The organism is Streptomyces sp. NPDC005811 (assembly GCF_040630405.1).
In the GTDB taxonomy this organism is placed as follows: Bacteria; Actinomycetota; Actinomycetes; order Streptomycetales; family Streptomycetaceae; genus Streptomyces.
Genome location: NZ_JBEXXK010000004.1, coordinates 94,556 through 113,710, shown reverse-complemented (window position 1 = coordinate 113,710; position 19,155 = coordinate 94,556). Strand labels below are relative to the sequence as shown.

At 72.8% G+C, this 19,155-nt stretch carries 13 protein-coding genes; 3 read left to right on the top strand and 10 right to left on the bottom strand.

Annotated features, from left to right (window positions below; genetic code table 11):
* Positions 1-36: 36 nt before the first annotated feature.
* Together ABZ490_RS05670 and ABZ490_RS05665 are read right to left on the bottom strand one after the other, a co-directional pair.
* Entirely contained in the window at positions 37-1,896 is a 1,860-nt protein-coding gene (locus tag ABZ490_RS05670; RefSeq protein WP_358984627.1) for a cellulase family glycosylhydrolase, read from the bottom strand.
* Positions 1,897-1,990: 94 nt separating this feature from the next.
* Positions 1,991-3,949: a translation factor GTPase family protein gene (locus ABZ490_RS05665; protein ID WP_358984624.1), complete on the bottom strand. Its 1,959-nt coding sequence runs from the start codon at positions 3,947-3,949 to the stop codon at positions 1,991-1,993.
* 147 nt (positions 3,950-4,096) lie between these two features.
* Between ABZ490_RS05665 and ABZ490_RS05660 the strand changes: the two genes are divergently transcribed.
* On the top strand, positions 4,097-5,224 hold the full coding sequence (locus tag ABZ490_RS05660) for an XdhC family protein (protein WP_358984621.1): 1,128 nt from the start codon (positions 4,097-4,099) through the stop codon (positions 5,222-5,224).
* Between the two features lie 171 nt (positions 5,225-5,395).
* On the opposite strand, the gene ABZ490_RS05655 is transcribed toward ABZ490_RS05660, so the two are convergent.
* Entirely contained in the window at positions 5,396-5,896 is a 501-nt protein-coding gene (locus ABZ490_RS05655; protein ID WP_358984618.1) for a metallophosphoesterase, read from the bottom strand.
* A 214-nt stretch (positions 5,897-6,110) separates the two neighbouring features.
* On the opposite strand from ABZ490_RS05655, the gene ABZ490_RS05650 reads away from it, so the two are divergent.
* Positions 6,111-8,018, top strand: a complete 1,908-nt coding sequence (locus ABZ490_RS05650; RefSeq protein WP_358984615.1) for a glycosyltransferase — start codon at positions 6,111-6,113, stop codon at positions 8,016-8,018.
* A 133-nt stretch (positions 8,019-8,151) separates the two neighbouring features.
* Here ABZ490_RS05650 and ABZ490_RS05645 read toward each other — a convergent pair whose 3' ends face one another.
* From ABZ490_RS05645 to ABZ490_RS05620, 6 genes are all read right to left on the bottom strand, one after another.
* On the bottom strand, positions 8,152-8,952 hold the full coding sequence (locus ABZ490_RS05645; protein WP_358984612.1) for a class I SAM-dependent methyltransferase: 801 nt from the start codon (positions 8,950-8,952) through the stop codon (positions 8,152-8,154).
* Positions 8,949-9,830: a dTDP-4-dehydrorhamnose reductase gene (gene rfbD / locus ABZ490_RS05640; protein WP_358984609.1), complete on the bottom strand. Its 882-nt coding sequence runs from the start codon at positions 9,828-9,830 to the stop codon at positions 8,949-8,951. The genes ABZ490_RS05645 and rfbD overlap by 4 nt, the downstream gene beginning before the upstream one ends.
* The gene (gene rfbB / locus ABZ490_RS05635; protein ID WP_358984606.1) at positions 9,827-10,795 is read right to left on the bottom strand and encodes a dTDP-glucose 4,6-dehydratase; all 969 of its coding nucleotides are present in this window, start codon (positions 10,793-10,795) and stop codon (positions 9,827-9,829) included. Before rfbB ends, rfbD begins: the two co-directional genes overlap by 4 nt.
* Entirely contained in the window at positions 10,792-11,859 is a 1,068-nt protein-coding gene (locus ABZ490_RS05630) for a glucose-1-phosphate thymidylyltransferase (RefSeq protein ID WP_358984603.1), read from the bottom strand. Before ABZ490_RS05630 ends, rfbB begins: the two co-directional genes overlap by 4 nt.
* A 57-nt stretch (positions 11,860-11,916) precedes the next feature.
* A complete protein-coding gene (locus tag ABZ490_RS05625; protein ID WP_358984601.1) occupies positions 11,917-12,099 on the bottom strand; it encodes a hypothetical protein in 183 nt (60 codons plus the stop codon).
* An 87-nt stretch (positions 12,100-12,186) separates the two neighbouring features.
* The gene (locus ABZ490_RS05620) at positions 12,187-14,610 is read right to left on the bottom strand and encodes a SpoIIE family protein phosphatase (protein WP_358984598.1); all 2,424 of its coding nucleotides are present in this window, start codon (positions 14,608-14,610) and stop codon (positions 12,187-12,189) included.
* A gap of 160 nt (positions 14,611-14,770) precedes the next feature.
* Here ABZ490_RS05620 and ABZ490_RS05615 point away from each other — a divergent pair, with 160 nt between their 5' ends.
* Positions 14,771-16,906 (top strand): SpoIIE family protein phosphatase, encoded by a 2,136-nt coding sequence (locus tag ABZ490_RS05615; RefSeq protein ID WP_358984594.1) that lies wholly within the window; start codon positions 14,771-14,773, stop codon positions 16,904-16,906.
* A 78-nt stretch (positions 16,907-16,984) separates the two neighbouring features.
* On the opposite strand, the gene ABZ490_RS05610 is transcribed toward ABZ490_RS05615, so the two are convergent.
* Complete coding sequence (locus ABZ490_RS05610) at positions 16,985-18,502, bottom strand: trypsin-like serine protease (RefSeq protein WP_358984591.1); 1,518 nt, start codon at positions 18,500-18,502, stop codon at positions 16,985-16,987.
* Between the last annotated feature and the right edge of the window lie 653 nt (positions 18,503-19,155).

The window sequence follows — 19,155 nt, the reverse complement described above, 5'->3', positions numbered from 1 at the left end:
CCGGCGCCCGCCCCCTCTTTTTTCGCCCGGTCGCGCCTATCCGATCTTCGAGGCCACCCACGCCGCCAGTTCGCTGCGGGCCGCGGCCAGCAGGGTCGCGGACGGCGAGGTCGCGCCGTTGGTCACCAGCGCGTAGTGCAGGACGCCGGAGTCGGTGGTGCTGAGCAGCAGTCGGCGGCTGCCCGTCCCACCCGGTTCCACGGCGGCGCCGATCTTCGTCGAGGAGGAGTACGCCAACGGTCCGTACACCGTGCCCAGGTCGGAGACGACCGTGGTGGACGCGGTCGGGAAGGACGCGGGCAGATGCAGCTCGGTCGGTGCCGTGCCGCCGTTCGAGCGCCACACGAAGACGCTGTACTGGCCGGAGCCGACCAGCGAGGCCACGTTCGGCAGACTGCTGGGGACCGGGTTCCAGGTGAGCGTGGTGGAGCCGTCGCGGGAGCGGTCCTCGTAGGTGAAGGCGACGGTGGTGCCCGACGTGGCGCTCGGGTACACCCGGTCGAGGAGGCGGGCGTCCTGACGGAGCGTCGCCACACCGCTGTCGTCGAGGCGTACGGCCGACAGGTCCTCGTCGTTCCAGGCGTCACCGGAGGTCATCACCTTGTCGGCGTTGTCGTTCATCAGCTCGTGGTGCCGCCCGTTGTAGATGTCCCACTGCCACTGGGACCCGGACAGGACCGGTCCCGACGTGGCCGGGGTGGTCCACCAGCCGGCGCCCTTCACCCGTGAGTCGAGGGCCTGGTACATCGCCTTGAGCACGGTCGGCGCCTTGCCCGCGGTGCTGCCGTTGAGCGGGTGCCCGAACTCGCTGACGATCGCCGTCGTGCCGAGCGCGGTGGCGCGGTCGCGGACCGTGCCGAAGTCGCTCACGTACTGGCCGTCCGCGGCGTTGCCCCACATCAGGATCCCGGAGATCGCCTTCTGGTCGTAGAAGTGCGTGTTGAAGACGTACCGGGAGCCGATCGCGCCGGCGTCGAGCAGGCCGCCCTCCTCCTTGCTGACGTTGCCGTTCCAGAAGAGGTTCGGCTCGACGAAGGCGGGCTTGTCGGTCCAGCCGGCCGCGTCCATCCGGGCCCGGAACTTCACATAGAAGGGCCACAGCAGGTCGCGTTCCCAGGTGCGGCTGGCCTGGCCGGAGTCGTAGGTGCCGGCGTAGGGCTCGTTGTAGGGGTCGAAGCCGAGGACGCCGGTGAACTCCTCGGTGGTGAGGTTGGCCTTGATGTACGCCATGGTCTTCTGGGCGGTGGCCAGGAAGTAGTCCTGGAGGCCGTAGGTGTTGTGCCAGAAGTCGTACTGGGCCTTCGTCACCGCGCTGTTCTGGGTGATGTTCTGGCCCCACATGAAGCAGATCCCGCAGGACTCGGTGGGATAGCCGCCGAGCGCGACCGCCCACGCGGGGGCGCCGTCGCCGGTGTACCAGCTGCCCGAGTTGAACAGCCAGCGGGAGTACAGGTCCTGGTGGAAGTCGGGGTAGACCCGGATGCCCGCGTCGAGGAAGGCCTGCATCTGGGCGGTGGCGGAGGCCAGGTAGGCGGTGTCGACCTGGCCCTTCACCGGTTCGGCGTAGGCCCAGGAGAGCAGGAAGCGCACGGAGTTGCCGCCGCCGAGGGCGCGCAGGGCCGTCGCCGACTTCTTGGCGTCGGCGACCGAGGCGAAGGGCAGGCCCTTGTTCTCGGCGAGTTTCGTCTCACCGGAGACGTTGTAGCCACGCAGTACCACCTCACGGCCGTTCGCGTCGACGAAGCGGCCGTTCGACACGGTGAGCGCCGTGCCGTCGAACGAGAGGGAGTCGGGGACGGTGGCCGCGGCGGCGGGCGTGCCCGCCGCCGTCAGGAAACCGCAGAGTCCGCAGAGGACAACCAGAACAGCGAGCAGACGTGCCCGGACATTCGGCATGTCCACTACAGTCGGGCGGTTTCCGGACACCGTCAATACATCTGACTCACGAGTAAGGTTGAACGTTGTTCACCTCTTGCGTCCATCGCGCACCTCACGCGCCCGTGCGGCCCGTCACGTTCAGCAGGTACTCCTTCCGGTCGAGCGGGTTGTGGTCGGTGCGCGGCCGCTCCGGGACCGTCCCGTCGACCACGGGCGCGTAGTGGTCGAACGCGCTCTCCCACTCCCCCTCGCCCCTGGTCAGCCCGGGGATGCGCTGCTCGAGGCCGTGCACCCGGGCGGCCGGCACCGCCCCTTCCAGCAGACACCGGCCGCCGCGGGTGTCCGTCGACCGCGGTACGGCCCGCAGCGCGGCCAGCACCGGCAGCAGCCCGCCCAGCGTGTCGGCCGGGGCCTCCAGCCGGAAGCGGTGCATGGGCTCGTACACCCGGGTGCCCGCCCGGCGCAGCGCCTCGACCAGGACCAGCGGGGTCAGGCCCCGGAAGTCGTACCCGGTGCTGGACATGCTCTTGTCGAAGCCCTGGTGGGCGTGGCTCTGACGCGGCCAGTAGCCGGAGTGGGTCATGGTGACCGCGCAGTCGGTGACCTGCCAGCCGTGCAGGCCCTGGCCGAGGGTGGCGCGAACGGTGTCCTCCACCGCCTTGAAGAAGGCGTACGGCATCGCGCCCAGCTCCACCTCCAGGCCGAAGGTGACGCCGGTGCCGGGCGGGGCCGGGTCGACGCGCAGGCCCACCGTGGCGAGGAACGGGTTGGCGTCCTTCTTGATGAACTCGGCTGCGGCCCCGCTCCCGGCCGGGCGTTCCACGCACAGCGGTGTCGTCCCGCGGAAGGTGACCCGCAGGCCGTAGTCGTCGGCGAGGGTCGCCTGCACGACCTCCTTCTGCACCTCCCCGTACAGGGACACCGAGGTCTCCCGGCGGACCTCGTCGTGGCGCAGGCCGATCAGCGGGTCCTGTTCGGCCAGCTGGGTGAGGGCCAGGTGCAGGGAGCGCCGGTCGGTGCCCGCTCCCGGGACGACGACCGTCTCCAGGGTCGGGGGTGCGAACACCCGGCCGTGCTCCCGGTGCGGTGCGCCGAGGCTGTCGCCGATGCGGATGTCCGTGAGCCCCCACAGCCGGGCGATCCGGCCCGCCGTGACGGTCTCCTCAGGGGCGTCGGTGCCGTGGTCGAAGACGCTGATCGCGGTGACCTTGCCCGTGGTCTCCCCGTACGGCACCCGGTCGCGGGTGTGCAGGGTGCCGGAGAACAGGCGCGCGTAGGCGATCTTCTCGCCGGCCGGTCCCCGCTCCACCTTGAAGACCGATCCGGACAGCGGACCGTCGGGGTCCCCCTCCGCGCGGGGCAGCAACTCCTCGATCCCGGCGATGAGTTCGGGCGCCCCGGCGCCGGTCGCGGCGGAGCCGAAGTAGACCGGGTGGACCACCGCGCGGCGGGTCCCGTCGAGGAGGGCGGCCTGGATCCGCGCGGGGGTGAGGGTGCCCTCGACGTACGCGGCGAGCAGCTCGTCGTCGTGCTCGGTGAGGACGTCCACCGGCGCCGGAGCGGGGTGGAAGGCCGCCGCGCGCGTCCCGATCCCGCTCACGGTCCCCATCGGGACCGCGGGCACCGCCAGCCGCTCGGTCAGCTCGCGCAGCACACCCTCCTCACGGGCGCCCCGCCGGTCGATCTTGTTGACGAAGACGAGCGTGGGGATGCGCAGCCGGCGCAGGGTGCGCAGGAGGATCCTGGTCTGCGCCTGTACGCCCTCGACGGCCGACACCACGAGTACGGCCCCGTCGAGCACGCCGAGGACCCGCTCGACCTCGGCGATGAAGTCGGGGTGGCCCGGGGTGTCGATGAGGTTGACGGTGACGTCGCCGACCGGGAAGGAGACGACGGCGGACTTGATGGTGATGCCGCGCTGCCGCTCCAGCGCGAGGGTGTCGGTCCGGGTGCTGCCGTCGTCGACGCTGCCGAGTTCGTCGATGATCCCGGCGGAGTGCAGCAGCCGCTCGGTGAGGCTGGTCTTACCGGCGTCGACGTGGGCGAGGATCCCGAGGTTGAGCAGATGCACGAGGTGTCATGTCCTTTGGAGTGGGGGTCGTTCCTTCCGGGGTGGACATGAACGCAGTGCGCATCTCTCGCTCCTGATCTTCCGGTGCCGTTACCCGCGCAGTGCACCAGAGCGGCGCGCGGGACCGCAACGGATTAACGTTCAGGCGTGCGCGAGATTCTCCCGGTGCTGAGCGGGTGGTACGCCGCCGGTGTGCCGTTCGGGCTCGCGACCGTGGTCGCGGTCAGCCGCAGTACGCCGCGGGCGCCGGGAGCGGCGATGGCGGTGGGGCCGGACGACGAGGTCGTGGGCAGTGTGTCCGGGGGCTGTGTGGAGGGCGCGGTGTTCGAGCTGGCCCAGGAGGTCGTGGCGAGCGGGCGGGCCCGCCTGGAGACCTTCGGGTACAGCGACGCCGACGCGTTCGCCGTGGGGCTGACCTGCGGCGGGGAGCTCACCGTGCTGGTGCGGCCGGTCACCCCCGCGCGGGATCCCGCCTTCGGCGTCCTTGCCGCGTCGGTCGCCGCGGGCGAGCCGGTGACCCTGGCGACCGTGACCGACGGCCCGGCCGCCCTCGGCGCCGCCCTCGCGGTCCGGCCGGACCGGGCGGCGGGCTCGCTCGGCACGGCGGGCCTGGACGCGGCGGTCACCGCCGACGCGCGCGGGGAGCTCGCTCTCGGCGCCACCGGGCTGCGGCACTACGGGCCGCGCGGGCAGCGGCGCGAGGACGCGGTCACGGTGTTCCTGCACTCCTTCGCCCCGCCGCCGCGCATGCTGGTGTTCGGGGCGATCGACTACGCGGCGGCCGTGGCCCGCATCGGTGACTTCCTCGGCTACCGGGTCACGGTGTGCGACGCGCGCCCGGTGTTCGCGACCCCGAGCCGCTTCCCCGAGGGCGTCGAGGTGGTCGTGGACTGGCCGCACCGCTATCTGCGCGGCACCCGGACGGACGAGCGCACGGTGATCTGCGTCCTCACCCACGACCCGAAGTTCGACGTGCCGCTCCTGGAGGAGGCGCTGCGCCGGCCGGCCGCGTACATCGGCGCGATGGGCAGCCGGCGCACCCACGACGACCGCCGGCGGCGGCTGGTCGAGGCGGGGCTGGGCGAGCCCGAGCTGACCCGGCTGCGCTCCCCGGTCGGGCTCGACCTCGGTGCCCGTACGCCCGAGGAGGTCGCGGTGTCGGTGGCCGCCGAGATCGTCGCGCTGCGCTGGGGCGGCACGGGCGCTCCGCTGACGGGGACGGCGGGGGCGATCCACGGCCTCCCTCCGAAGAATCATGACAATCGTGCGAATTAACTCATATATGGGCGTGTGGGGCGGGCGGATGGTGGGTAGTGGCACTGTCAACCATCCCCCGCGAGGGAAGGAGGTCCGTGAAGCACAGCAGACTCGCAGCAGCCGGGCCGCCCCCGACCGTTTCGGCCGGGCGCGGCCCGGTTCTCCGTTCCCGCTGAACCGCCGCCCGGTTCAGCGGGGCGGCAGCCGGTGCAGGACGACGTCCGTGAGCCGGCCGTCGGCCACCGTGGCGGTGAGATAGGTGCAGTGCGGCTGGCGGCGGCGGTCGGTCGGGGAACCCGGGTTGAGCAGGCGCAGTCCGCCGGGGGCGGTGCTGTCCCAGGGGATGTGGCTGTGGCCGAAGACCAGGACGTCGAGCTCGGGGAAACGGGCGGCGCAGCGGGCCTCGCGGCCCTGGGCCGGACCCGTCTCGTGGATCACGCCGAAGCGCAGCCCGCCCAGCTCGGCCCGCGACACCTCGGGCAGCCGGGCGCGCAGGTCGGGGCCGTCGTTGTTGCCGTACACCCCGATCAGCCGGCGGCTGCGGCTCTCCAGCAGATCCAGGGTGGCGCCATCGACCCAGTCCCCGGCGTGCACGACGACATCGACCTCGGGAAGGGCGGCGAGCAGCGGGGCGGGGAGTCGCTTGGCGCGTCGGGGCAGGTGGGTATCAGCCATCAGCAGGAGTCGCACGGGGCCAGGCTACGCGCGGCCTGGCCCCGCCTCCCCCGACCGGACCAAGGCGGAAATCGGCTCCGCGGCCCGGGAAACCCGCAGCCGGCGGGCAACGGCGGGCAACGGCTCATGAACGCTCGGGAACAGGACAGGTGGCCGAGGGGCTGCGGCGTTAGCATCGGGCCACGCGCATCCGCCCTACGGCACAGATCCAAAGGGGGCCAGGAGCCCGATGCCGGTCAAGGTCAGCGTCATCGTCCCCGTCTACAACCCCGGTCCCTACATCGAGGACTGTGTCGCGTCACTGCTGAGGCAGTCGCTGCCGCCCGACGCCTACGAAGTGATCTTCGTGGACGACGGCTCCACCGACGCCACCCCCGCCCGTCTCGACGCGCTCGCCGCGGAGGATCCCCGGGTGCGGGTCATCCACCAGGAGAACTCCGGCTGGTCGGGCAAGCCCCGCAACGTGGGCATCGACGCCGCCCGCGGCGAGTACGTCATGTTCGTCGACAACGACGACCACCTCGGCGACGAGGCCCTGGAGCGGATGTACGCGTACGGGGTCGCCAACGACGCCGACGTCGTCGTGGGAAAGATGGTCGGCCGCGGCCGCGGGGTGCCGGTGGAGCTGTTCCGGGTGAACCGGCCGAAGGCGAGCGTCGAGAACGCGCCGCTGATCGACAGTCTCACCCCGCACAAGATGGTCCGCCGCGCGTTCCTGGAACGCACCGGGCTGCGCTTCCCGGAGGGCCGGCGGCGCCTGGAGGACCATGTCTTCGTCACCGAGGCCTATCTGCGCGCGGACAACGTCTCGGTGCTCGGCGACTACGTCTGCTACTACCACGTACGGCGGGACGACGACGCGAACGCGGGCTTCCAGCGCTTCGATCCCGCCGGGTACTTCAAGAACCTCCGTGAGGCCCTCGACGTCGTCGAGAAGTACACCGAGCCGGGCCCGCTGCGCGACCGGCTCTTCCGGCGCTGGCTGCGCGTGGAGATGGTGGAGCGGTTGCGCGGCCGACGGTTCCTGGATCTGCCCGAGGACTACCGCAAGGACCTCTTCGAGGAGATCCACGCGGTGGTCGTCGAGCGGTTCGGACCGGGGGTGGCGGCACCGCTCCAGCCCACCCAGCGGGTGGTCGCCGCGCTGGTGACGGACGGGCGTTACGACGACGTCGTCGCGTTCGCCGAGTGGGAGTCCGGGGTCGCGCTCACCGTGGACCCGGAGGACGTCCGTTGGCAGGACGGGGTGCTGCGGATCGCGTTCGCCGCGGAGCTGACGCACGACGGCGGGCCGATGACGTTCCCGGCCGCCGGGGGCTCCCCGCAGTGGCCGCCGAGGGACGTCGGCGAGGCGGTGCGGTGGCTGGGCGAGGACACGGTCGGCCGCTTCGGCAGGGCCAGGCCGGATCTGCTGCTGCGCGACCGGGCCAGCGCCGCGCAGTACTTCCATCCGGTCGAGGTGGTCCGGGAGACGGTCCCGGCCGGGGACGGCAGCCGGGTGCGGCTGGTGCTGCGCGGGACGGCGACCGTCGACCCCGCGGACCGGGCGGTGCTGCCGGGCGACGGGCTGTGGGACGCGTACGTACGGGTCGGGCTCGGCGGCTGGACGAAGGAGCTGCGGCTCGGGCCGGCGCCGCGCCACGACCGCCCGGAGCCGCCGGCCGCCGTCGTCGCGGGGCGGGTGGTGCTGCCGTACTGGACCGACCGGCACACCAGTCTCGCGCTGGACATCGGCCGCGCGGGCAGACGGCTGGGCCTCGGCCGGCTGGCGCCCGGGGACGTCACGGTCGCCGGGGAGCGGATCGGGGCGGACCTGCGGCTGCATGTGCCCGTGCGCACGGGGGTGCTGCTGCGGCTGAGCGGGCCGGGGTCGCACGACGTGCCCGCGGTACTGCTGCCCGGCGGGCGGCTGGAGGCGTCGCTGCCCCTCGCCGACCTCACGGGGCGCACCTGGCGTACGGCGCTGTGTCTCACGCCGGACGGGCCCGGGGCGCGGTTCCATCCGCTGGCGGTGGCGCTGCGGGTCGGGGCGGACGGGGTGCGGGCCGTTACGGCGCCGCGGCCCGGGGGGTTGCGGAGGCTGGTGCGGCGGGGGTGGCGGCGGGTGCTGGGGGTTGTGGTGCGGGGGCGGGGCTGAGGTGTGCGTTCGGGTGCGGGGGGGGGGTGGCTGGTCGCGCAGTTCCCCGCGCCCCTGAAGAACGATGCCCCGCCCCTCGTGAAGCACAGGCGGCTTCCCGTGCCGCCAAAGGAATGCGCAGTCCCCCGCGCCCCTACAAGCCCGATACCTGGGTCAGGGCCGTGCGCAGGGGGTCCCAGCCTCGGGTGCGGGACAGGCCGCGGTTGCGGGCTCGGGTCAGGGGGCGCCAGAAGCCGGCCGTCAGGAGGGTCTCCGGCGGGACCGCGCGGACGCGGTCGAGGACGGTCTCGGGGACCTTCTGCGGGTCGGGCACGGCGAACTCGCCGAGGATCTCGTCGTAGCGCTGACTCAGTACCCGGCTGCGCGGGTCGGCGCCGAAGACGAGGAGCTGGCCGGTGGGCTCGGTGTCGACGAGGACCGTGACGAGGTCGGGGCGGTGGCGGGCGAGGATCTCGGTGAGTTTGTAGACGTCGCCGGTCCAGGCGGTGGTGTGGCGGTCGCGGGCCGCCTCGTCGGCGCTGCGCGGCAGCATGTCGTCGAAGACGATCACGCTCGCCCAGTCGGAGTGCCGCTCGACGTTGATGAAGTCGCGCAGCGCGTACTCGAACAGGTGCATGCCGTCGATGAAGGAGAGGTCGAGGACGGGGCGCCGCCAGTGGCCGAGGGCCGGTCGGCCGCGGCGCAGGTTGCGCCAGGGGTGCCGGCCTCCCCTGAGATGCTGGAGGGGGTTGTCTCGGGCGAAGAAGTCGTCGCTGGTGGCCTTCACCAGATGGACGTCGCAGCGGATCTCGGAGGTCACCTTGAACGCGGGGTCGACGGCGATGCTGGGGACCCGGGACAGCCGCAGGCTGCGGCCGTCGTTGACGCCGATCTCCAGGTAGTTGCGGTTGGCGGTGACCTTGTGCAGTTCCCGGAGGAACTCATGGCGTTTCACGAACGGACTCCTTGGGTCTCCTTGTGGATGAGGGGCAGTGCGGTGTGCAGGGCGGTGCGCCAGTCCCGCAGGGGGCGCAGGCCGGTCTCCCGCCAGCGGGCGTGCCCGAGCACGCTGTAGGCGGGGCGCGGAGCGGGCCGGGGGAAGGCGTCGCTGGTGGTGGGGCGCACCCGGTCGGGGTCGGCGCCGATGAGCCGGAGGATCTCGCGGGTCAGCTCGTACCAGGTCGCCTCGCCGGACGCGGTGGCGTGCAGGATCCCGGTGGCCGTACGGCCGGTGCGCGGTCCCAGGTCGGCGATCCGGGCGGCGACGTCGGCGCTCCAGGTGGGCTGGCCGCGCTGGTCGTCGACGACGTCGAGGGTGTCGCGGCGGGCCTGGAGACCGAGCATCGTCCGGACGAAGCTGGGGCCGTGGACGCCGTAGAGCCAGGCGGTGCGCAGGACGACGCAGGCGTCGGGGAGTTCGGTGAGGACGGCGCGTTCCCCGGCGAGCTTGGTGCGGCCGTAGGCGGTGCGGGGGGCCGGGGGGTGGTCCTCCGGGTAGGGGGTGGTGGCGTCCCCGGCGAAGACGTAGTCGGTGGAGACGTGGATGAGGCGGGCGCCGTGTGCGGCGCAGGCCCGGGCGAGCAGCCGGGGGCCGTCGCCGTTGATCCGCAGCGCGCGGTCCTCGTCGTTCTCGGCGTCGTCGACGGCGGTGTACGCGGCGCAGTTGACGACGAGGTCGGGCCGGTGCACGGCGAAGGCCCGGTCCACCCGGTCCGGGCGGGTGATGTCCAGGCCCGCGTGGTCGAGGCCGGTCACCTCCTCGCCGCGCCGGGCCAGTTCCGCGACGGTGTCGCGGCCGAGCAGACCGGCGGCGCCGGTGACGAGCCATCTCATACGGTCCGCGCTCCCCGTTTCAGCGGCTCCCACCAGTCGCGGTGGTCCCGGTACCAGGCGACGGTCTCGGCGAGACCGGCCGTGAAGTCGTGCCGGGGCCGGTAGCCGAGTTCGGTGCGGGCCTTGGTCCAGTCGACGCTGTAGCGCAGGTCGTGGCCCTTGCGGTCGGGCACGTGGTCGACCCGGTCCCAGTCGGCGTCGCAGGCCTCCAGCAGCAGCCCGGTCAGTTCCCGGTTGCTGAGTTCGGTGCCGCCGCCGATGTTGTAGACCTCGCCGGGGCGGCCCTTGGTGCGCACGAGGTCGACGCCGCGGCAGTGGTCCTCGACGTGCAGCCAGTCGCGGACGTTGCGTCCGTCGCCGTAGAGGGGGACCCGTTCGCCGTCGAGGAGGTGGGTGACGAACAGCGGGATGACCTTCTCGGGGAACTGGTGCGGGCCGTAGTTGTTGGAGCAGCGGGTGACCCGTACGTCGAGGCCGTGGGTGCGGTGGTAGGCGAGCGCGATCAGGTCGGAGGACGCCTTGGACGCGGAGTACGGGGAGGTGGGGCCGAGCGGGTGGCCCTCGGGCCAGGAGCCGGTCTCGATGGAGCCGTAGACCTCGTCGGTGGAGACGTGCACGAACGGTCCGACCGCGTGCCGCAGGGCCGCGTCGAGCAGGGTCTGGGTGCCGAGCACATTGGTGCGGACGAACGCCCCGGCGCCCTCGATGGAGCGGTCCACGTGGGACTCGGCGGCGAAGTGCACGATCTGGTCGGCGCCCGCGACGAGCTTGTCGACGAGGTCGGCGTCGCAGATGTCGCCCTGCACGAACTCCAGGCGGGGGTGGCCGGCCGGCAGGTTGGTGAGGGTGCCCGCGTAGGTCAGCTTGTCCAGGATGGTGATGTCGAGTGCGGTGTCGCGGGCGAGGAGGCCGCGGACGTACGTGGAGCCGATGAAGCCGGCGGCTCCGGTGACGAGGAGGTTCATGTGTGGATCTGTACCTTGCTGTGGTCGCCGAGGACGAGACGGTGGGCACTCGGCACGCCGGGCGCCGGGGTGACTTCCACGTGTCGGCCGATCAGGGAGTTCTCGATGCGGCCCACCCCGTCGATGGAGGAGTCGCGCAGCACGATGGAGAACTCCAGCTCGCTGTCGGTGATCCGGCAGTTCTCCGCGACGGAGGTGAAGGGTCCGACGTAGGAGTCGCGGACCTCGGTGCCCGCGCCGATGACGACGGGTCCGACGACGCGTGAGTTGACGATGCGGGCGCCCGCCTCGACGACCACCCGGCCGACGGTCTCGGAGGCCTCGTCGACCTCGCCGTCGATCCGGGGTTCGAGGCCCTCCAGGACGGTCCGGTTGACCTCCAGCATGTCGACGACGTTCCCGGTGTCCTTCCAGTAGCCCTTGATGATCGTGGAGCGGACGTCGGCGCCGTCGTCGATCAGCCGCTGGATGGCGTGGGTGATCTCCAGCTCGCCGCGCCGGGAGGGCCGGATCGTGTGCACGGCCGCGTGGATGGCGGGGGTGAACAGGTAGACGCCGACCAGCGCGAGGTCGCTCTTGGGCCGGTCGGGTTTCTCCTCCAGGCCGACGACCTGTCCGTCCGCGTCGAGTTCGGCGACGCCGAAGGAGCGCGGGTCGGGGACCCGGGTGAGGAGGATCTGGGCGGCGGGGCGGGTCCTGCGGAACTCGTCGACGAGGTCGGTGATGCCGCCGACGATGAAGTTGTCGCCCAGGTACATCACGAAGTCGTCGTCGCCGAGGAAGTCGCGGGCCACCATGACCGCGTGGGCGAGGCCGAGGGGCCGCTCCTGCGGGATGTAGGTGACGGCGAGGCCGAAGCGGGAGCCGTCGCCGACGGCTTCGCGGATCTCGTCGGCCGTGTCGCCGACGATCACCCCGACCTCGGTGACGCCCGCGGCGGCGATGGCCTCCAGGCCGTAGAAGAGCACGGCCTTGTTGGCCACGGGGACTAGCTGTTTGGCCGAGGTGTGGGTGATCGGCCGGAGCCGGGTACCGGCACCGCCGGACAGCACGAGAGCCTTCATCGCCTCACCTCTGCCCCCGGAGCCCCGGATGCCTGGATCGTGGTGGTTACGTGTCTTTCAGTCCTCACCCCTGACGATGTTCCATTCCGGGCCGGAGCGCATCCCGGACGGGGTGCCGGGGCCGACGACGGCGGGCAGGCAGGTACGCAGTGCCCACAGGTCGCGGCGCAGCCGGCGGGCCCTGGCCCAGCCGGTCTCCGCACGGCGTACGGCGGTCTTCTCCTCGATGTGCGAGGTCACGGGGTCTCATCACCTTCCGGGTGGCCCAGGGAGCGTTTCCCGTGGCGCCACGGGAGGGCGAGTACCCGTCCCGGCCGTGCGGATGCGTCAGCGGTCCAGGGGAAGCTCGGCCCACACCTGCTTGCCGCCGCTGACCGGGAGCGAGCCCCAGGCCTCGGAGACGGCCTCCACCAGGAGGATGCCGCGGCCGCCGGTGGCCTCCCAGCCGAGGTTGGGTTTGACGGGGGTCCGGGGCGAGGTGTCGGTGAGGGCCACCCGCAGCCGGTTGCCGGCCAGGGTGAGGTCGAGGCGGACCCGGCCGTCGGTGTGCACCAGGGCGTTGGTGACGAGTTCGGAGACCACGAGCAGGGCCGTGTCGACGGCGTCCCCGGTCACGTCCCAGGAGCGCAGGGTGCGCCGGGTGAAGCGGCGGGCCTGGCGGGCCGCCTCGGGCACGCGCCACACGGTCCAGCCCTCGCGCAGGGGTTTGACGGCCATGCCGTCGTAGCGCATCAGCAGCAGGGCCACGTCGTCGGCGCGGTGGGCGTCGGCGAGCAGGGCGTCGGCGACCAGGCCCAGGTCGGCGGGGTCGGAGCCGGACAGCTCCGCGGCGAGCCGGGCCAGGCCGGTGTCGATGTCGAGCTGGGCGGACTCCACGAGGCCGTCCGTGGTCAGGGCGATCACCGTGCCGGGCAGCAGCCTGAGCGGGGTCATCGGGAACTCGGTCCGGTCGAGCACGCCGAGCGGCGGGCCGCCCTCGCCCTCGGCGACTTCGGTTGCGCCGTCCGGGTGGCGCAGCACCGGTGGCGGGTGCCCGGCGCGTACGCACCAGCCGGTGCCGGACTCCATGTCGACGTCCACGTAGGCGCAGGTGGCGAAGAGGTCGGTCTCCAGTTCGGTCAGCAGCCGGTTGGCGTGGGCGACGACCACGTCCGGGGGGTGGCCCTCGGCGGCGTAGGCGCGCAGCGCGGTGCGCATCTGGCCCATCAGGGTGGCGGCGCCCGCGCTGTGGCCCTGGACGTCGCCGATGACGAGGGCCACGTGGTGGTCGGGCAGCGGGATCACGTCGTACCAGTCGCCGCCGACCTCCAGCCCGGCGGTGGCGGGCAGATAGCGGGCGACGGCGACCCCGCCGGGGAGCGCGGGCAGCCGGCGCGGGAGCAGCTGGCGCTGGAGCATGCCGACGAGTTCGTGCTCGGCGTCGAAGGCGTGGGCGCGCAGCAGGGCCTGTCCGGCGAGCCCGGCGGAGGCGGTGAGCAGGGCGCGTTCGTCGGGGCCGAAGTCGTGCGGGCTGTCCCAGCCGATGAGACAGGCGCCCGCCATCCGGCCGGCGGCGGGCAGCGGCAGGACGGCGAGGCCGCCCGGGCCGACCTCGGCGAGGGCGGGTTCCAGGACGTCGCTGCCGGCCGGCCAGATCCGGGCGCGGCCCTCGCGCAGCGCGGCGGCGAGGGTGGGCATGGAGCGCACGGGGGCGTCGGGCCATTCGCCGCGCCATTCCGAGCGCCACAGCTCGGGCCAGGCCTCGGGGTCGGGCGGGTCGAGGACGATGACGACGAGCCGGTCGTTCTCCAGCTCGGCGAGGGCGATCCGGTCGGCGCGCAGCGGCTCCCGCAGCGCGGTGACGACGGCCTGGCTGACGTCCCGGACGGTGCCGGCGGTGGCGAGGGCGGCGGCCAGGCGCTGGACCCGGGCCACGTCGGTGACCTCGGTGCGCAGGCTGGAGGCGTCGGCGACGGTGCCGACGAGCCGGGGCGGCCGGTCCTCCCCGCCGGGCAGCAGCCGGCCGCGCAGCCGCAGCCAGCGGGGCGGGCCGTCGGGCCGGAGCACCCGGAACTCCAGTTCGCGTTCGCCGATCGACATGTGGTCGGCCTCGACGACGGACATCAGCGAGGGCAGATCCTCGGGGACGGTGCGGGCGAGGAGGGTCTCCACGCGGCCGTCGAAGTCCTCCCGGTCCATGCCGAACAGGTCCAGGAGCGTGTCGCCGACCTCGACGCGGCCGGTGTCCATGGCGAGCCCGAAGGAGCCGGCGCCGGGTTCGTCCTCCCCGTCGGGGGCGGGGGGTGCCGGCGCGGCGAGGGCCTCCGCGACGAGGGCGAGGCAGGCGCGGTCGTCGCCGTCGAAGCCGGCGGGGCGCTCACTGACGGCGAGCAGCAGCCGTCCGCCGGCGCCGGGCACCGGCAGGGCGGCCAGCCGGACGTCCGGGGCGCCCTCGGCGAGGTGTTGCGGGCCGCACCACACCGGCTGCCCGGTGCGGTGGGCGTCGGCGACCGGCGAATGTGCGTCGGCGGGGTAACTCTCGCGCAGTCCGTACAACGCCCCGGGAACTCCCGCGGACTCGGTCAGCAGGAGCGGTCCGGCGTCCTCGCCGGGCGCGTACAGGGCGGCGAGGGAGGCCCCCGTGAAGACGAGCGCCTGTTCCAGGACCCGCCGCACCCGGTCCGGGGCGGCGGGATCGGCCGTGATCGTCTTGAGGACGATGTCGGCACGCACGGGTCCCGCTCCGCGCCCCGCAGCACCCTCACTGACCACGTCCGCAATTACAGCGCGTATGGGACCCGTGCGCAGCCCCTCCTCCCGGGGGAGCCGCCCGGGCCCCGCCGTGGCGCGTTCGCCGTGCGCCCGCGCCCGGCAGGGGGCAGATTTGGAGCCGGAACCCGGGGTGGTCGGTTGGGCCGAGGAGGTGGGCGCCGTGTCCGACGGGACCCAGGCCGGTCAGACGGCGGCCGCCGTGCGGACGCCGGTCGCCAGGCCGCTGCTGTCCCTCGCGCTGACCTCGATGATGGACGCGGTCGGCGCGCACTCGGGTGCGGTGTACCTGCGGCCGGGCGAGGAGCCGGTGCTCCAGATGGCGGTGACGGCGGGGCTGCCCCGCTCCTTCTCTGCGCCCTGGGAGCGGGTCGGGCTGAACGCGCCGATCCCGGTGGCGGAGGCGGTCCGGGAGCGGCGGCTGGTGTGGGTCGGCGGGGAGGAGGACATGGCCCGCCGGTATCCGCGGATCGCGGTCGTCCTGCCCTATCCCTTCGCGCTGGCGGCGCTGCCGGTGGCGACGGAGTCGCGGGTGTACGGGGCGGTGTACGTGACCTGGCCCGGTTCGCATCCGCCGGAGCTGTCCGCGCGGGAGCGCGAGGAGCTGACGGCGGGCTGCGAGCGGCTGGCGGTGCGGCTGGAGCGGACGGCGGCGGAGAACCGTACCCTGCGGGTCGAGTCCGATCTGATGGACGCCTGGTCGATCGGCGGGACCGCGGACACCCTCGGCACGGTGGAGGCGGCGCGGATGGTGGCCCGGCTGCCGTACGGGCTGTGCTCGCTGGACCTGAGCGGCCGGGTGGGCTTCGCCAACACGGCGGCGGCGGAGCTGCTCGGGGTGCCGGTGCGGCGGCTGCTGGGGGCGCAGCTGTGGGCCGCGGTGCCCTGGCTCAACGATCCCTCGTACGAGGAGCGCTACCGGGCGGCGCTGATCGGGCAGGCGCCGGTGTCGTTCGTGGCGCTGCGGCCGCCCAAGGACTGGCTGTCGTTCCGGCTGTACCCGAGCACCACGGGGATCAGTGTCCGGATCACCCGGGCCCGGAACGTGTCGGAGCCGAAGCCCTCGCCGTCCCGGCCGGGGGACGCGCCGACCCGGCTGGTGTCGATGTCGCAGGCGCTGTCCCTGGCGGGGGCGCTCACCGAGACGGTGACCGTGCAGGACGTGGTGGGGCTGGTCGCGGACGAGATCGCGCCGACCGTGGGCAGTCAGGCGCTGGCGCTGCTCGGGGCGCAGGCGGGACGGCTGCATGTGCTGGGCCATCACGGCTATCCCGACCCGCACCTGGTGGAGCGGTACGAGGGGATGCCGCTGTCGGCCGCGTCGCCGGGGGCGCATGCCGTCGCGCACGGCGTGCCGGCGTTCTTCGCGTCCCGGAAGCAGCTGGAGCAGCTCTACCCGGCCAAGCGGTCCTCCCCGGACGGCTTCGCGGCCTGGGCGTATCTGCCGCTGATCGCCTCCGGCCGTCCGGTGGGCGCCTGTGTGCTGGCGTACGGGGAGCCGCGGGAGTTCTCCACGCACGAGCGGGCGGTGCTGACCAGTCTGGCCGGGCTGATCGCGCAGGCGCTGGACCGGGCGCTGCTGTACGACGTCAAGCACCAGCTCGCCCACGGTCTTCAGGCGGCCCTCCTCCCCCACACGCTGCCGGAACTGCCCGGGGTGCGGGCGACCGCCCGCTATCTGCCGGCCACCCGGGGCATGGAGATCGGCGGCGACTTCTACGACCTGGTGCCGTCCCGGCCGCTGGCGGCGGCGGTGATCGGGGACGTCCAGGGGCACAACGTGACGGCGGCGGGGCTGATGGGGCAGCTCCGTACGGCCGTACGGGCGTACACGACCGTCGGGCAGGAGCCGGCGGAGGTGATGCGCAGCACCAACCGGCTGCTGATCGACCTGGGGTCCGATCTGTTCGCGAGCTGTCTGTATCTGCGGCTGGACCCGGCGCGCGGGCGGGCCGTGATGGCGCGGGCCGGTCATCCGCCGCCGCTGCTGCGCCGGGCGGACGGACAGGTGCGGGTGCTGGACCTCGCGGGCGGTCCGCTGCTGGGCATCGACGGGGCGGCGGCGTATCCGACGACGGAGGTGGAGCTCGCCCCCGGCTGTGTCCTCGCGCTGTACACGGACGGGCTGATCGAGTCGCCCGGGGTGGACATCGAGGACGCCGTCGCCGAGCTGGGCCGGCGGCTGGGCGAGGGCGGTGACCGTCCGCTGGAGGAGCTGGCCGACGATCTGGTGGGGCCGTACGCGGCGGCCGAGGAGCGGATCGACGACGTGGCGCTGCTGTTGCTGCGGGCGACCTGACGACATGAACGGTCCGGCCCCCGCCGGAGGGCCGGACCGTTCACATGGTTCCGGTGGTCGGCCGATGCCGACGCGGTGTCAGTGTGACTCGTTCACTCCCGAGCCGCCCTCGACACCGTTGTTGTCCTGCTGGTCGGCGCCGTTGCCGTTCTGGTCCTGGGCACCGTTCTGGTCGTCGGCGCCGTTCTGGTCGTCGGCCCCGTTGCCGGCCTCCTGGCCGTTGCCGGCGTTGTCGTCGCCCTGGATGGCCTCGCCCGTGTTGTCGTCGATGCCGTCGCCGTTCTCGTCCACGGCACCGGCGTCCTGACCGTTGCCGGCCTCGTTGCCGCCCTGGATGGCCTCGCCCGTGTTGTCGTCGATGCCGTCGCCGTTCTCGTCGACCGCACCCGCACCGGCACCCGCACCGGCGTTGTCGCCGCCGACCGCGTCACCGGCGCCGACACCGCCGCCGTCGCCGAGGGTCGCGCCGGTCGCCTCGAGGGCGGTCGTCACCGGCTGGAAGAAGGTCTCGCCGCCGGCGGTGCAGTCACCGCTGCCGCCCGAGGTCAGGCCTATCGCCTGGCCGTCCTGGGTGAACAGGGGGCCGCCGCTGTCGCCGGGCTCGGCGCAGACGTCCGTCTGGATGAGGCCGTTGACGGTGTCGACACCGTTGGGGTCGGTCTCGCTCTGGAAGTTGACCGTGGCGTCGAGGGCGAGCACCTGGCCGTCGTTGAGGCCGGTGGTGCTGCCCATGCGGAAGACCTGGGTGCCCACGACCGCGTCGGCGGCCTGCGAGATGGCGACGGTCTGCTGGCCGACATTGACCTCGCTCGGCGCCTGGGTGTTCGCGTCGTCGTACTTCACGAGTGCGAAGTCGCTGCCGGGGAAGGTCGCCTGGTCGACCGTGGCGATCGGCTGACCGGTCTCGGAGTCGGACCACTCCTTGGCCGCCACACCGCAGTGACCGGCGGTCAGGAAGGCCGGGCTTCCGTCACTGGCGGTGACGTTGAAGCCGAGCGAGCAGCGGACCGTGCCGCCCTCCGCCTGGGCGAAGATGGCGTCGCCGCCGGAGACCTTGGTGGAGAAGGTGCCGGCCGACTTCTTGAGGGTCGCCATGCCCGAGCCGAGCTTCGCGACGGTGGACTGGACCTTGTCCCAGTTGTTGCCGGTGACCGTGGAGTCGGCGCTGACGAGGATCTTGTCCGTCTTGGGGTCGACGGCCCACGCGGTGCCGGGGATGGTCGCCTCGGCCTTCAGCGTCTTGGCGGCGGCGGCGAGTTCGGCCGCGCTGTTCTCCACTTGGCGGACCTTGGCTCCGGCCTTCTCGGCCTGGACGATGACGTTGTTGTCGTCACCGTCGACGTTCACCACGTTGATCACGAGCTGCTGGCCGTCGGAGTCGTAGTACGAACCGGCGAAGGCGTCACCGAGCAGCTCCTCGAGCTGCGCGGCGAGGCCCGAGGCGTCGCCCGACTTCAGGGTCTTCACGGAGGCGGCGTTGTTGGAGCCGTCCTGGGAGGCGTTGGCCTGCGGAAGGAAGATGGCCGCCGCTCCGAGCGCAGCGACACCGCCGGCGGCGATGATGGCATTGCGCTTCGTGACTCGCTTGTGACTCAAAAAACTCGACCTCCTGGGGGACGGGGTCTGGCTGCCGGTCGTCGGCAGCTCCGTACAGCGGCGCCTGGTTGGCCTTGAGTACGCGGAGGACGCGGGATGCGTTCAATCGCGTTTGCCAACTTCCTTTGCGCAATGCGGAATCGGCCATGACCGCGCCCTGACCGGGCCATGGGGAGAGAACCACCCATACCGCGACGACCCCGTCGAAGCAGACGGGATCCTTCCAGGACACGGGCATCGAAATCCCGCCAGGCGCACAGCCTTCCCACAGCCCCCCGACGGATCGGATGTCTCGATCCCGGCAGTTCCGGCCACCCCCTGGACGCACATTCGGTGAGCGGGTCGTCACAGTGCGCACTCGTCGGAGAATCTGCACATCGATTGCCCAAGGGAGTCACCGGAAGCGGGGATTCTGCACAACTCCGGGGTGCCGCTCATGTCATTGGGGCAGGAGTGTCGGATTCGCCGTGACGGCTCCCGCCGCTCATCCGAGCGAATCGGAGCGAATGCGGACCGAGTCGTGAAGGAGTCGGCGACAAGTCGTGCGCGCGCCTGCACGGTTCGCCCCTCCCGTGCCGCAAGTTCCCAGGTGAGGCCGGTGATTGATTGGAACCGCGCCCCGCGGACCTGCTTTCATCCATCGCACCGCAGGG

Bases quoted from the DNA above. Each gene is read 5' to 3' on its own strand.
- rfbB (WP_358984606.1), bottom strand. From the start codon at position 10,795: ATGAACCTCCTCGTCACCGGAGCCGCCGGCTTCATCGGCTCCACGTAC.
- ABZ490_RS05650 (WP_358984615.1), top strand. From the start codon at position 6,111: ATGCCGGTCAAGGTCAGCGTCATCGTCCCCGTCTACAACCCCGGTCCC.
- rfbD (WP_358984609.1), bottom strand. From the start codon at position 9,830: ATGAGATGGCTCGTCACCGGCGCCGCCGGTCTGCTCGGCCGCGACACC.
- ABZ490_RS05630 (WP_358984603.1), bottom strand. From the start codon at position 11,859: ATGAAGGCTCTCGTGCTGTCCGGCGGTGCCGGTACCCGGCTCCGGCCG.
- ABZ490_RS05670 (WP_358984627.1), bottom strand. From the start codon at position 1,896: ATGCCGAATGTCCGGGCACGTCTGCTCGCTGTTCTGGTTGTCCTCTGC.